The organism is Thermogemmatispora sp., from assembly GCF_019683635.1.
In the GTDB taxonomy this organism is placed as follows: Bacteria; Chloroflexota; Ktedonobacteria; order Ktedonobacterales; family Ktedonobacteraceae; genus Thermogemmatispora.
The window spans coordinates 1-13,650 of record NZ_JADGIA010000144.1; the positions used below are offsets into that span (position 1 = coordinate 1).

A 13,650-nucleotide genomic window follows, 5' to 3' on the forward strand; every position below is an offset into this window, starting at 1 on the left:
GTCCTCGTCTGGGCCAGGATCGCGTGTGTGGTGAGCTGATCTATGCAGCATTCAGAACAGCTCTGCTAGACAGAAAAATTTCTGGAGATCTTCCCTGGAAATTATGTAGAAAATATCGTAAAAAGTAAAATGACAGGGTGAACGGTAGAAAATGTAGAAAGGTCAGGACAACTAGCGCACGCTCGGTAGAGCGATTGGCGGTTCTGGACAGGGAGACGGCCCGGGCCGTCTCCCGGCAAGAAAGCAGGCGCTGATTTGGCAGCGCCTGCTTGATATGCTATACTGCTCTGGGGTAGTATCGCCATTTGCACGAGTTTTGGCCAGCAGCAAAGGGAACAGAAGGATCATGAAGACCGCAGAATCAGTAAGTCAGACTGTCGAGGAATACCTGGAAACAATCTATAACATGAGCATGGAGGGAGAGACAGTCATTGGGGCACGATTGGCCCAAAAATTTGGTGTTGCCCCTCCAACTGTCACTGAGACACTTAAGCGGCTCGTCCGCGATGGATATGTAGAGATGGATAGCAAGCGGCAGGTACGCCTCACCGAAGCCGGTTATCAGATCGCCGAGTCCGTGTTGCGACGTCATCGGCTTGCTGAGCGTTTCCTTGTCGATCTGCTAGGTATGGAATGGCATCAGGTCCATGAAGAAGCCTGCCGCCTGGAGCACGTCATCTCGGGCAAATTTGAAGAGCAGGTTATTCTCAACCTCAAGCAACCAACCACCTGTCCGCATGGCAATCCCATCCCTGGTCTTGTGCCCAACGCGCGGACCTATCTCAGCGACTGCGGAGCCGTGCGGCTCTCCACCCTGGCGCCGGGCGAGACGGCGACCATTCTCCTCATTTCGGAAGTGGTCGAGGATGAATCGGCCCTGATCCTCTATCTCCATCAGCGCGGGCTGACGCCGGGCACGCGTCTGACCGTGGTTTCCCAGGGGCGCAAGCTCAATCCCGACGATAGCGAGGAGAGCGTTGTGCTCATGGTCGATGGGCGTGAGGTGACCATTGTGAAATCGATTGCACCCAAGATCTGGGTCACGCGCTAAATGTGGCCCCGCCCACCTGCCGACGAGCCGGCCAGGTGGTCCCCAGCCCTGCTCAGGGCTGGGGAGGAGGGTGGAGCGGCGAGCAGCTGGCAGCCTTAGACAGTGGCGCGATCAGGAGAGAACGAGAGTAGCGAGCAGGCCCATCCCTTGACCGTCGCTTGCAGCGAGTGTTATCATCTGAACAGGCTCATATCTGAGAGGAATACTCGGATTTAGCAAGGTAGCAGAGGGGAAAGGAAGAGCATTGACTAGCCCGCTGTGCTATCAGCGGAAAGGGGAGAAAGTACTGTTCGATGCTGGCGACTGCAATTCTCTATCTACGCGAGGGACTTGAGGCCAGCTTGATTGTGAGCATCCTCCTGGCGGCTCTGCGCCAGTTGCAGCTGATGCGCCAGGCGCGCGCGGTCTGGATCGGGGTTGCGCTGGCCGTCTTGTGCTCTTTTCTCGCCGCACTGGCCTTATATGTCACAGTCCGTATCTACGATGGCACCTGGTTTGAGGCGGTCTTTGAGACCGTGACCTATCTGGTGGCAGTGGTGCTGCTAACCTCGATGACCTTCTGGATGCAGCATCATAGCCGCACCTTGAAACGTGAGATGATGACAAAGGCCAGCATGGCCAGCTCGGGGTTGGCTTTAGGGCTGCTGGCCTTCACCTCGGTTGGTCGTGAGGGGCTGGAGACGGCTTTCTTTACCCTGGCCTTCGCTCTTCAGACGCATGAGGCCCCGCTATTGATGCTGGGGGCGCTGGTTGGCCTGGCGCTCGCGGTGGCTCTCTGCTTCCTGATCTATCGTCTGGGCTACCGCCTCGACTATCGTCGCTTTTTCCGGGTCATGGGCTTGCTCTTGCTCTTTTTCGCCGCTGGTCTGCTGGGCAATGCCGTCCAGACCATGCAAGAGGAGCTGCATTGGTTACCGTTTGGGACGAGGGTGCTCTGGGATAGCAGCGGCTGGCTGAGCGAAGAGAGTACGGTGGGCAGTTTGCTGCATGGCTTGCTTGGCTACAGTGATGCGCCAACGCTATTGCAGACCTGCGTCTATGTGGCCTTCTTGCTCATCTTTGGGACGCTTTTCTGGCGCTTGACACGCAAACCTGTACCGCAGTCCCCGGCTCAGTCCTCGCAGACCCTGCCCGCCGAAGCTGCTACTAAGGGCGTCTCGCATTGAGCAATAACGGAGCAGCCCACCTGGAGCGCGAAGGCGCTGGGCTTCTCTCTCTGGCCCAGAGAGAGACTCTTCGTGATGGTGCAGGAGACGGCTGTCGTCCTCTTAACGTTTGTTGGAATTGGGCGCCTCCGCCCTTGACCCTGACTGTCACCCCACTCACCGATATTGGTAGGCGAGAGGGAGGACGGAGGCCCGGGTCTTTCTCGTCGATCTCTCTGGCTGGCTGGCTTCTCGCTGCAGCTGTGGCCATCCTCTTTGCGCGCCTCCTCTCCTCCGCCTTTCACTGACTGACTGAGACCGTGCTGACCCGAGTCGGCTATTCTTAGCCTAGGCGGCTGCTTTTCAGCAGGCATATGCTACAATGGGAAACGTTGGACCCGCTGCCCTGTTCCTGTCCTGTCAGCCAGAAGCGAACAGACGAGCAGTGAGGGTACCTCTTTGCTACCTTACCTCTTGTGCTCCCGACCAGTGCAGTTGGTGAAAGTGCGACGAATGTGCCCGTTTTATCGATGTATAGCTATGGGGAGCGAGCAAAGCCTGAAATATAGAGAAGGTTTTGTCTGAAAATGAACGAAAAAGTACTTCCTTCCAGCGGGCCGGAGATCGGAGCCCAGCGAGAAAGGCTTATGGAACCAGGGGGGCCTGGTGCCAGCTCTTCCACTGCCAGCGCTCCCGGTCGCCACACTCCATCGCCTTTCTGGCTTGATCGTCTTCTAGAGGCTGGCCTGGTGCTCTCAATGGCCCTCTACTATTGTGCGGGCAATACCCATCTGGGATCAGGGCCATTCTTCCGCCTCCCCCCGCTCTCAACGTTGCCTTTCCTATTGGTCTTTATGATCCTCTGCTGGTATCGTCCAGCCATAGCTGTTGCGTTCCTGCCGCTGAGCCTGCCCTTCTATTTGCTACAAAAGACAGTGGTAAGCCATTATAGCTTTAGTGCGGCAGAGATTAGCCTCTGGAGTTGTGTAGCTGTAGTCTTGATACAGGCGCTGGTGCGGCGGCAACGCTGGCCCTACTGGCTGAGCTGGTCCGAGCTGCGGGCGCGTCTGGGTCCCTTGCTGTGGCCGATCCTGCTCTTCCTGGGGGCCTCGGCCTTTTCCATCGTCATCGCCTATAGCCGTACAGTAGCCCTCCGGGCTTTCCGCGAAGAAGTCCTTGATCCTCTAGTCTATCTCCTGCTGGCTCTTGCCTGCCTGCGCACGCGCCAGGACCTGGTGAGGCTGTTGCTGGCGCTCTTTGCCACTGGCTTCCTGATTGCCCTCCTCGGAATAGGGCAATACTTTGATATGTTGGCCCACGGCGCCAGCCTCAGCGATCTACCGCGCATCAATGCCGTCTATGGCAGCGCCAACAGCGTAGGGCTGCTTTTTGACTACACCCTGCCGGTGGGGTTAGCGCTGATACTCATGCCGCGCGTAGCCAATGCTGGCTTCCTGGCCTCCTGGCGTTGTCGCCTGCTGGCTCTTGCCCTCTGCCTGCCGCTGATCTTTGTCCTCTATCTCACGCGCTCTGGTGGTGCCTGGGCCGCCTGCGTGGGAGCGGTGATCTTCCTCATCGCCTGTGCAATTGCTGATCGCCAGCTCTTGCTGATCTGTGGGCTGGGCCTGGTGCTCCTCATTGGGCTTGGACTCCTCTGCTTCCATAGCAATATCAGCAGCTATCTGCTGGAGCGGCATGCCAATGCTCAGGGCGTCGGCACCCTGACCAAACGCATCTATCTGTGGGAGAGCGCTCTCCACATGATCAAGGACAGTCCTATAGTGGGCTACGGCCTCGACAACTGGCTCTGTCATTACAGCCTGAACGATGTCTGCCATACCACGAATCTCTACCATTACTGGATCACCACCGACCCACAGACGCATCGGCCCACCGGCTTGCGCTCCGAGCCGGATCTCTCCCATCCGCATAACATTTTCCTGCAGATCTGGGTCAGCATTGGCATTGTGGGCCTGCTGGCCTTCCTGGCGGTGCTGATTCTCTTCTTCCGGCTGCTCTTCCGGATTCTCGCGCACCTCTATCGTCAGGCCGAGGCCGATCCCTGGTTAGTCTGGGGCACACTGAGCATTGGCGGGGCGATGGTTGCCGCCCTCATTCAGGGAATGGTCGATAGCTCAGTGCTGGAGCAGGACCTGGCCTTCTGCTTCTGGATATTGATACTGGCCCTCCTTCTGATACGCGTGCTGTCAAAAACGCCCTGGCGGAGCCAAAGCGCCTCGGTGCGAACAATGTAAGCCAGTTCACTCTCAGACTGCGAGCCAGGTCATAGTATGGTCATCCCCTCTGACGCTAGGCTAGGTCGAAAAAGCGAGCACTGTTGCTCTAGCTGAGTTCGGAGGGGATGGCCGATGGTTGTCAATAGCCTGTTATCGACGCTCCTCATCTGGCTGGCCTGCCATTTTGTCGGCGACTTCGCTTTCCAGAGCACCTGGATGGCACTGGAGAAAGGCAAGAGCTGGGAAGTTACCTTCTATCACTGCGCCACCTACACGGCGGTCTTCATCCTCTTTGCCCACCCCTCAATGCTGGCAATCGTTGTCCTCTTCACGACCCACCTGATCATTGATGCTCTCAAGGCGCGCTACCAGGTGATTACCTCCATCTGGGTCGACCAGCTCCTGCATCTGGTCACAATTGCCCTGATTGTTCTTTTGAGTCTCTAGCCTTTGATGAGATCAGCCCCCTGGGCGGAGCAGGGGCCGTAGCCGGCTCGGCGGAAGTGGCGGCCTCATTGCTGGAGCTTGTGGCTACCAGCGTCACCAGGTCGGCGGGGGCTGTGCGAATCTTCTCACCGAAGAAAGCGTTGACCTCCGCGCCCAACAAGAGAATCACTGCGAAGTAGTAGAAGAAGGTCACCAGGATGATCGCGAAGCCAATCTGGCCACCCAAGCCGTTCAGAAAGTGAGCAGCGTAGAGGGAGAAAAGGGACAGGTAGATCTGGGTCAACACGGCAGCGAGCAAGGCGCCGCGCCAGGTTGAGCGCCAGCGAATGCGTCGATTAGGTACAAAGGTGTAGATCGTCAAAAAGAATACCCAGGAGATAGCCAGGCCCCCAAGCAAGCCGCCCAGGCTGAAGGCGAAGCCGCTGCCAGGTATCTGGCCAAGCGGAGTCTGCTTCAGCAAGGAGATGACCAGGGCTGGCAGGCTGGCCGCCAGGACCATCAGCGGAGTCAGCACGGCGAAGAGCAGGAGCATGCCCAGAGCCATCAGGTTCTGCTGCAGTAAGGGACGCGGACGCCGTCGGTAGATAATGCCGAAACAGCCCTCCAGCAAGACGAAGAGACGTGAGCCTGTGAAGAGGGCAATCAGGACGGAGACAATGCCCAGGGGACCGGAGACACGATTGAGCTGGCGTAGCAGGGCATCGATCAGCTCAGGCGAGGCCGTCATCCGTGGGAAAATCGAGAGAATGACCTGGCTGAGGTACATGCGGACCTCGGCCTTTCCCAGCAACAGGCCGGGAATAGCCAACAGCGCCACAGCCAGCGGTGCCATCGCGGTCAGCAAGTTAAAGGCCAGGGCTGCCGCCAGATTCATGACCCAGTCGTTATTGAACTTGACGAAAAAAGCCTGAGCGCGCTGCACAACCTTCTCCAATCTGGCCCGGCTGGAGGCGCCTGTGTTGGTACGCTGCTGCTTCCCTTCAGAGATTTCTTCCGTCGTCATAGGCATCTACAAAAAACTCCAGCAAAAAGCTCCCAGTCTATTCACGCGAGAAAGGCTCTCTCTGTTTCAGGAGGAAAGCACAGCGCGGGCCAGCTCAGGAGCGGCGCGGCCCAGATTGTGAGTCCAGTATCGCAGGCAGGCGGACTAAACCGTGCGTCAGGGCAGGAGCGCGCCGCACTGTCCACAGTAGCGCTTGCCCGGGCGCACGCGAGCCCCGCACTGATCGCAAAAAAAGGTCTCGCTGTCGGCTGCAGCCTGGCTCTGGTAATCAGTGGCGGAGGAGGGAAACGAGCCTGGGCTAGGCGGAGGCGCTGGAGTTGGAGTGGCGGGGGGCGCAGCGGACGGCCCCATTGCCGTCGGAGAGGGTGACGGCGATAAAGGGCGCTGACCAGCGCTGTTTGTTTGCGTGCTTTGTAAAGCTCGGGCGGCCTTCACCGCCAGATTCCCGAGTGTGGCGGCTACCTTTAGCCCCTTAGCCAGCTCCTCCATCTCCTGCTTGAGGCGCTGAGGAGGAGGGAAAAGCGTGTTGTCAGAAACCTTCTGGAAGAAGTCCTGTCCGAGCTGTACCCCCTCACCATTCCAGGCAAACTGGCCCTCCAGGCGGTTCCCATCGTCAAAGAGCAGCAGCAGCCGACGCTCCTGGCAGACATACTGACCCTCGTACCGCGTCGCTGCGGGTGACTGGCTCACAGCAGGCCCTGCGCCGGTACCTGAGCTGGTCAGCAGGCTCTGGGCGGCCTGGGCCAGGCGCGAGCGCTCCTGAGTGAACAGAACAAAGCGTCCATTGGGCAGCAGAGTCAGACGGTCGACCCGTGCAGTCCAGGCATCCAGCCCCGGCACCGGCAGCGCACGATGCTGGCATTCATACTGTCCAGTCACTGGCTTCTGCATGTGAACCTCCCCTCGATATGCACGCCAGAGTCAGGAGTGCAGATTGCCTGCTGCTTACCCTCCGTCTGCTCCGGCCTCCTCTCGAACGATGCTCGTAACGAAACGCGGTCCGGGCTGCCAGCCAGGGCCATCCGATAGCGCTGGTGAAGGAAGAGGCCCTGTCGCTCTCCTCAATGGCCCCGTCCCGTGGTGAGCCTTGCTAAAGAATCTACGCCTGGCAATGGAAGGAAGTTGCGTCGGGCGCCAGTCATTGCCGGACGAGCCAGCCAGGGAGGCGTAAGGCGGATCGAGAGAGCGCTACCCGGCCTGCTATCGCCCCGTCTGGAGTGACGCCGACGAGTCTCATCTTACCGGGCCGCAACGCTCACAGCTCATCGGTAATAGCCAGCGGTTCCTGCCATTGACGGCGTGTCTGAGCCAGCGCCCGCGCCACATCAAGCTCGTACTCACCCTCCTTGATCCTGCCGCGCTTCAACAAATGGCGTCCCAGCAAATCATGAGCGTGGATCAGGGCCGCCATACGATCGGTAGGCTTCAGCTCCTCGATAGCAGCGCGGAAAGCTCGCTCGGCCCCGGACTCGCCGCTGATCGGTCTCTCCCGCTCTTGCTCCAGGGCCTCAAGGATCTGGCCCTCGATCAGATAGGCCTCCGCGCGGCGCAGCGTATAGCTTTTGCGTGCCGCCTCGTGAGCCTGGCGAACGTACTCCAGGGCCAGCTCATAATGCTGACACTGCAGCTCAAGGCTGGCGAGATAAGCTGCTGCCGCCGCCACCACATTGGCCTCGCGCTTCTGACGGCGCTCCTCCAGAGTATTTTTCCCAACTGGCACCGCCGCGGCCACGCGCGGCTGCCACTTCTCCAGTACCTCACGCAGACAGGCGCGGGCCTCATCTAAACGGCCCAGGCCCTGGTAGATCAGAGCGATTTCGCAGCTCAGCAAGCTCTCGTTGATCTCATCTCCGATCGAGCGATAAAGCGTACGAGCGTTCTCGGCATGATCGAGGGCGCGATACTTCAGTCGCTCGGACTCAGCGGGCCACTGCTCATCATCGCGGTGGGTATCGGCGCGCTCGAACGAAACCAGAGCGAGCCCCCAGTGGGCTTCAGCCACATAGTGAATGGGGGTTTCTGGTTGCATCAACTTCAGCACCGTCTCATAGTGATCGTTGGCCAGATCGAGATAGCCTAGCTCGCGGCAAGTTGCGGCCAGATGCAGATGCAGCAAGGTCGCCTCGTATACCTGCTCGGTTGGCAACCGCTCGGGGCGCAAAGCCGCAGCCTGGAAGAACTGCCGCTGAGCCTCTACGAACTCTCGCATGCTAAAGAAGCACTGCCCCTTAAGAGCGTAGAGCCTCCAGCGCAGCGAGGGGGGAGCGTGCTCAATATTGATGGTCTTGACCATATCCAGCGCTGCCTTAACATGTTTGCTCTCTAGCAGGCGGAGCGCATGGTTTAGTTTTTCTTCATTTTCCTTGTAGCGATTGGCCTCGGCCTCCGACTCGCGCTGCTGCTGGACCAGGACCATCAGATCGTCCAGAGGCAGGTTCAGCCGCTCGGCCAGGAAGCGCAGGCTTTCCGGCGAAGGCTCGACACGGTTGCGCTCGATTTGCGAGATCAGGCTGGTGCTGTAGCGACCGTCAGCGACATCCGCCAGCGAGAGGCGTAGACTCTGCCGTGCTGCGCGGATACGCCCTCCTAGCGTGTCAGGAGATACTCGCTTGGCTGGACGTGCCATACGTTCCTTCCGTCCTTCCCGTAATCAGTCTCACTATGCTCGGCGCTGCCGCCCTCAGTCCGGAGCGGCTCGCTTGGCGCGGGGTCACCAGGCATAATGCGACACCCTTTTAAATGTAAAACGATTATAATCAATGATGGTCAAAATTTCAATCAATCTGCTAACCGTGTTGGTTGCTTTCCCCGCTGCTGCCTGATACAGCTCGCACTTCCCCTCTTCTGGCCTGGTGCTGGGAAGAGGGCTGCGAGCCGGAACGGGGATTAGAACTTTTGGTCCAAAACCCCCTTGACTTTCCCCAAACAAGGCTGTATCCTGTCTCGGCAAGAACAGCAAAGGCAAGAGAGGAACTTTCTCAGATGACTCGTTCCCCCCGGGCTAGCACTGTTCCTACAGGGGAACCTGTAGGAATAGACGGACAACTTTCACTTTTTTCAGTAGGTACAGTTCACACAGAGGCCAAAGAGGAACAGCAACCGACGTTGCGCGCGCGGGCGGAGCAGGTCGAAGAGCAGGAGGAAGAGTTTCAAGATGGGGAGCGCCGTGGGCGGGGCAGGGGAAGGAGCAGAGAAGGCTCAACCGGCTCTGATCCGACTGGCTACTCGGCTGCTAATATCCAGGTGCTGGAGGGGCTAACGGCTATTCGCCATCGGCCTGGCATGTACATTGGCTCGACCTCGACCTCTGGACTGTTGCATCTGCTCTGGGAGGCCCTTGATAACGCTGTAGATGAGGCCGTGGCTGGCTATGGTCGCCACATCTGGGTACGCATCGAGCGCGATGGCCGGGTGACGGTACGCGATGAGGGGCGCGGCATGCCTTTTGATCCTATGACCTATCAGGGGCGGACGCTGCCGGCAGCGACCGTCATCATGACCGTGCCGCACTCGGGCGGTAAATTCTCCGAAGGAGCCTACAAGACCGCCGGCGGCCTGCATGGGGTTGGCGCGACGGTGATTAATGCCCTCTCCGAAGAGCTGGAATTGACCATCTGGCGCAACGGACAACAGTTCCGCCAGCGCTTCCAGCGCGGCCTCGCTCTACCGCATGAGATCACCCCTTGTGATCCGCGCTTGCATGGGACGCAGCTCTGTTGGCTCTACGACCGGAGCATCTTCGATGCTGATGCCTACTACGCTCCCGAAGCGGTGCAGAGCCGGCTCAAGGCCGCCGCCTATCTCAATCGGGGGGTGGCTTTCCATCTCGATCTTTGGGACGAGGCCAGCGGGCAACAAGTGCAGCATCTCTTTTATTCGCGCGAGGGCCTGCCCGATTATGTGCGTGACCTGGCTGCCGGTGGCGCTGCGGGTGGCCAGCCGCTCTTCAAGCAGGTGATCGCCATTGCCGGCGAGCGCGATGGCGTCCAGGTGGAGGTTGCTCTGCAGCCTACCACCGGCTTCAAAACGACCCTGTTCAGCTATGCCAACGCTGTGCGCACGCGTGACGGCGGCGTCCATGAGACTGGCTTCAAAGCAGCCCTGACGCGCGTTGTGCATGACTATGCCCTCAAGTGGGGAATCATCAAGAGCCGTGACAAGGAGGGCTTCCGCCCCGAGGTCATTCAGCAGGGCCTTAACGCCGCCATCTCGGTCAAGCTGAGCAACCCACAGTTTCAGGGCCAGACCAAGGATCGCCTCAACAATGCCCCGGTTGAGGGTATCGTGCGCTCAATCGTCGATGAGGGACTCAAAGAGTGGTTTGAACGAAATCCTGCTGCCGGTAAAGAATGGATTAAAAAGATCCAGCAAATGCAGAAAGCCCGTAACGAGGCGCAGCTGGTCGAGGAGCTGGCACGCAGTGGCGAGAAGAAGAATGGTGAACTCATCGACACCTCGCTCTCGCGCAAGTTTCTGAAGTGCAATACGAACGATCCGGCGCGGGCTGAACTCTTCATTGTCGAAGGAGACTCCGCCGGCGGCAGTGCCGGCCAGGGACGCTTTTCGGAGTACCAGGCGGTGCTCAAGCTGAAAGGGAAGCCCTTGAATGTGGCCAAAGCCGATCTGGAGCGCATCCTGCGCAACGAGGAGATCCGCACAATTATTAATGTCCTTGGCACGGGCACCCGCGACGCCTTCGATATCAGCAGGCTACGCTTCCAGCGCATCATCATCGCCACCGACGCCGATGTCGATGGTCTCCATATTCAATGTCTCTTGCTGACCCTCTTCCATCAGGAGTTTAGCGAGCTGATCGAGCGTGGCCATGTCTACATCGCCTGCCCGCCGCTCTACTCGGTGCGCTATAAGGGGCGCGTTATCTGGCTGCTGGATGACGAGGCGCGGCAGCAGTTTCTGGCCACCCATCCCGATGCTCAGGGCCTGGAGTTCAAGCGCTATAAGGGACTGGGAGAGATGAATCCCCAGGAATTGCGCGATACGACCTTTGACCCGGCCCAGCGCACTCTCAAGCGGGTGACGCTGGAGGATGCGGTCCTGGCCTCGAAGCTGGTGGCCGAGCTGATGGAGGATCGCAATGCAGAGGCCCGCCGCAGCTTTCTGGCTGAGCACGCGCGCAAGATCAGGGAGATTGATGTCTAGTGGCAAGAGAGCAGGGACCGACCGATGACGGAGACAGAGCAAAGGATAGGTAGACGTATGGCACGTATGTCTGATCGTTCGGTTGAGCAGGGAACGATCCGGGAAGAAGACTTCGCGGTGCTGCTGGCGCGCGCCTTCGCCACCTATGGGCTATCGGTGGTGACCGATCGTGCCCTGCCAGATGCCCGCGATGGCCTCAAGCCGGTGCAGCGCCGCATTCTGACAGGGATGCGCGAGGCCGGCTATCGCTCCGATCGTCCCACCGTGAAGAGTGCCGAGGTAGTGGGGCTGATTCTGGGCAACTACCATCCTCACGGCGATGCCTCGGTCTATGAGGCCGCTGTGCGCCTGGCCCAGTCTTTTACCATGCGCTACCCCTTGATCGAGGGCCAGGGCAATATGGGCAGTGAGGATGGCGATGCGCCCGCCGCCTATCGCTATACAGAGATGCGTCTCTCGCCGCTGGCTGAGGCGCTGATGGCCGATCTGGAGTGCGAGACGGTGCCGCTGCACCCAACCTATAAGCAGGACCCGAAGGTCCTGGAGCCAGATTACTTACCGGGGCGCCTCCCGCCCGTGATTAACCCTTCGAGCGGCATCGCCGTCGGCCTGGCGACCAATATTCCGCCCCATAACCTGGCTGAGGTCTTGCGGGCCTGTATTGCTCTGCTCGATCAGCCCGAGATGAGCGTTGAGCAGCTGATGACCATCATTCAGGGACCGGACTTTCCTCAAGGTGGGCGTGTCATCGGCCTTGATGGCATTCGCGACTACTTTACCACAGGCAAGGGCCGCATTGTGATCCGCGCAGAGGTGCGACTTGAGGAGACGCCGCGCAGTCGCTCACTGGTCATCGTGCAGATCCCGCCCGTGGGGCGCGATCGGGTGAAGGTCTCCATCGCGGAGGCCCTCAATGCGGGCCGCGTTGAGGGGCTGCTGCCAGATGTGCGCGATGAGAGTGATGCTGAGAAGGGCACGCGCATTGTCCTCGACCTGCGGAAAGATGCCGATCCGGCGCGCGTGCTGACGCAACTCTATCAGGAGACCGATCTGCAAGTTTCGCTCTCCTTCCAAATGGTCTTTCTTTTTGGGGAGCCGATGCAGCCGGCTCGCCAGCCGCGCCAGGTGGGCATGCTGGAGTTGCTCAACTATTGGAATGCCCATCAAGTGGATGTGCTGACGCGCCGTGCCCAGTTTCAGTTACGCAAGGCCCGTGAGCGCTTGCACGTCTTAGATGGCCTGATGATAGGAGCGGCCAACGCTCAGGAGATCGTGCGCCTCTTTCAACAGGCTGAGGATCGCGCGGCGGCGCGCCGGGCGATCGAGGAGCGCTATAAACTGACGGCGGCTCAGTCGGAAGTTATCGCTGGGATGACCCTCGCCCAGGTGACGCGCCTGGACGCCCAGAAGTATGCCCGTGAACGCGAAGAGCTGCTGACGCGGGTGGCCGAGCTGGAGCATCTCTTGAGCGATCGGCGGGCGCTGGTGGCGCTGCTCAAGAAAGAGATGCAGCAGTTGATACGCCGCTTCGGCGATGCGCGCCGCACCATCATTGATGCCCAGGCGCGCGTAGATGAGCCGGTGCGCGAGGTGTTGCCACTGTATGAGCGAACGCCTCTGACGCTGGTGCTGACGCGGGCGGCCACGGTTAAGGCCCTGCCGCCCGGCGCCTATGGATCGCGCCCGACGGAGCGCTATGGGCCGGTGCGTGGCGACGAGCAGCTGCGCCAGATCCTGGCAGGCTACTCCCAGGATGCGGTGCTCTGCGTCTCCTCCAGCGGGCGCGTCTTCCAACTGCCGGCTTTTCGCCTGCCGCAGGCGACACGCTCGGCCCGTGGTGAGCCACTGGCCCGCTTGCTGGCGCTCAATCCCGATGAGGAGCCGGTGGCGCTCTTCACGCTGGCGGCGCATGAGGAGGATCGCTATCTGGTGACCTTCAGCCGCCAGGGGAAGGTGAAAAAGTCGCCGCTGAGCGAGTATCGCACGGTAGATGAGGAAGGCTTGCAAGATATGAAGCTGGCGGAAGGTGACGCGGTGGCAGCGGCCCTGGTGATCAGGGCGGGTGGCGAGTATCTGGTGAGTAGCGAGAGTGGCCAGACCCTGCGCTTTGCCGATGAGAGTCTGCGCGCCCAGGGCCGCGCTGGTCAGGGCGTGATGGCCATGACCCTGGCTACCGGCTCACGCCTGGTGAGCGCCTGCTATCTGGAGCAGCTACAAGGGCTGCCAGCGGAGAGCACCCAGCAGAGTGAGCAAGCTGACAGAGTGGCCGCCCCGACCACGGCCTTGCTCGTCCTGAGCGAACAGGGCTATGCTAAGCGAGTGGCTGTGGACGATCTGCCCTTGCGCGGACGGGCAACGGCAGGCGTGAGCAGCCTGGCGCTTGTTCCGGGTGATCATCTGCTGACGACGCTCCTGGTCCAGCCCACGGATCAGCTGCTCTTCATCTGGCGCCCAGAGGGCGCGAGCAAAGGCGAGCAGACACTGGTGTTGCACGCTCAGGAGATCCCCTTGCTGGGCCGCGCTGGACCTGCACAGCGCCTGGTTGAGGGCCGCCTGCTGGCAGCAGTCTTGTTGCCGCGCGCCCTCGATAGCTGAAGCTGCCAGGCT

At 60.1% G+C, this 13,650-nt stretch carries 9 protein-coding genes; 6 read left to right on the forward strand and 3 right to left on the reverse strand.

What is annotated here, in order from left to right:
• The first annotated feature begins 346 nt into the window (after positions 1–346).
• The 4 genes from IRZ31_RS15045 (at position 347) to IRZ31_RS15060 (ending at position 4,880) form a co-directional block, all read left to right on the forward strand.
• Positions 347–1,051, forward strand: a complete 705-nt coding sequence (locus IRZ31_RS15045) for a metal-dependent transcriptional regulator (protein ID WP_297155054.1) — start codon at positions 347–349, stop codon at positions 1,049–1,051.
• Positions 1,052–1,344: 293 nt separating this feature from the next.
• Positions 1,345–2,217, forward strand: a complete 873-nt coding sequence (locus tag IRZ31_RS15050) for an FTR1 family protein (RefSeq protein ID WP_297155056.1) — start codon at positions 1,345–1,347, stop codon at positions 2,215–2,217.
• Between the two features lie 626 nt (positions 2,218–2,843).
• Positions 2,844–4,451 carry an O-antigen ligase family protein gene (locus tag IRZ31_RS15055; protein ID WP_297155058.1) on the forward strand — a complete coding sequence of 536 codons (1,608 nt, stop codon included), beginning with the start codon at positions 2,844–2,846 and terminating at the stop codon, positions 4,449–4,451.
• A 114-nt stretch (positions 4,452–4,565) separates the two neighbouring features.
• Positions 4,566–4,880, forward strand: a complete 315-nt coding sequence (locus tag IRZ31_RS15060) for a DUF3307 domain-containing protein (protein WP_297155060.1) — start codon at positions 4,566–4,568, stop codon at positions 4,878–4,880.
• On the opposite strand, the gene IRZ31_RS15065 is transcribed toward IRZ31_RS15060, so the two are convergent.
• The 3 genes from IRZ31_RS15065 to IRZ31_RS15075 all read right to left on the reverse strand — a co-directional run bounded on the left by IRZ31_RS15065 (position 4,846) and on the right by IRZ31_RS15075 (position 8,509).
• A complete protein-coding gene (locus tag IRZ31_RS15065) occupies positions 4,846–5,889 on the reverse strand; it encodes a YihY/virulence factor BrkB family protein (protein ID WP_297155062.1) in 1,044 nt (347 codons plus the stop codon). The two genes, IRZ31_RS15060 and IRZ31_RS15065, sit on opposite strands and share 35 nt — an antisense overlap.
• A gap of 150 nt (positions 5,890–6,039) precedes the next feature.
• Positions 6,040–6,774, reverse strand: coding sequence for a zinc ribbon domain-containing protein (locus IRZ31_RS15070; protein ID WP_297155064.1), 735 nt, complete (start codon positions 6,772–6,774; stop codon positions 6,040–6,042).
• A gap of 364 nt (positions 6,775–7,138) precedes the next feature.
• Positions 7,139–8,509 carry a helix-turn-helix transcriptional regulator gene (locus IRZ31_RS15075; RefSeq protein ID WP_297155066.1) on the reverse strand — a complete coding sequence of 457 codons (1,371 nt, stop codon included), beginning with the start codon at positions 8,507–8,509 and terminating at the stop codon, positions 7,139–7,141.
• A gap of 479 nt (positions 8,510–8,988) precedes the next feature.
• Here IRZ31_RS15075 and IRZ31_RS15080 point away from each other — a divergent pair, with 479 nt between their 5' ends.
• On the forward strand, positions 8,989–11,043 hold the full coding sequence (locus IRZ31_RS15080) for a toprim domain-containing protein (protein WP_297155068.1): 2,055 nt from the start codon (positions 8,989–8,991) through the stop codon (positions 11,041–11,043).
• Between the two features lie 57 nt (positions 11,044–11,100).
• Positions 11,101–13,638 carry a DNA gyrase subunit A gene (locus tag IRZ31_RS15085; protein WP_297155071.1) on the forward strand — a complete coding sequence of 846 codons (2,538 nt, stop codon included), beginning with the start codon at positions 11,101–11,103 and terminating at the stop codon, positions 13,636–13,638.
• The last annotated feature ends 12 nt before the right edge of the window (positions 13,639–13,650 follow it).

What these genes read in the sequence shown, in the direction of transcription:
- IRZ31_RS15045 (WP_297155054.1), top strand. Translation starts at nt 347, where the DNA reads ATGAAGACCGCAGAATCAGTAAGTCAGACTGTCGAGGAATACCTGGAA.
- IRZ31_RS15050 (WP_297155056.1), top strand. Translation starts at nt 1,345, where the DNA reads ATGCTGGCGACTGCAATTCTCTATCTACGCGAGGGACTTGAGGCCAGC.
- IRZ31_RS15055 (WP_297155058.1), top strand. Translation starts at nt 2,844, where the DNA reads ATGGAACCAGGGGGGCCTGGTGCCAGCTCTTCCACTGCCAGCGCTCCC.
- IRZ31_RS15060 (WP_297155060.1), top strand. Translation starts at nt 4,566, where the DNA reads ATGGTTGTCAATAGCCTGTTATCGACGCTCCTCATCTGGCTGGCCTGC.
- IRZ31_RS15065 (WP_297155062.1), bottom strand. Translation starts at nt 5,889, where the DNA reads ATGCCTATGACGACGGAAGAAATCTCTGAAGGGAAGCAGCAGCGTACC.
- IRZ31_RS15070 (WP_297155064.1), bottom strand. Translation starts at nt 6,774, where the DNA reads ATGCAGAAGCCAGTGACTGGACAGTATGAATGCCAGCATCGTGCGCTG.
- IRZ31_RS15075 (WP_297155066.1), bottom strand. Translation starts at nt 8,509, where the DNA reads ATGGCACGTCCAGCCAAGCGAGTATCTCCTGACACGCTAGGAGGGCGT.
- IRZ31_RS15085 (WP_297155071.1), top strand. Translation starts at nt 11,101, where the DNA reads ATGGCACGTATGTCTGATCGTTCGGTTGAGCAGGGAACGATCCGGGAA.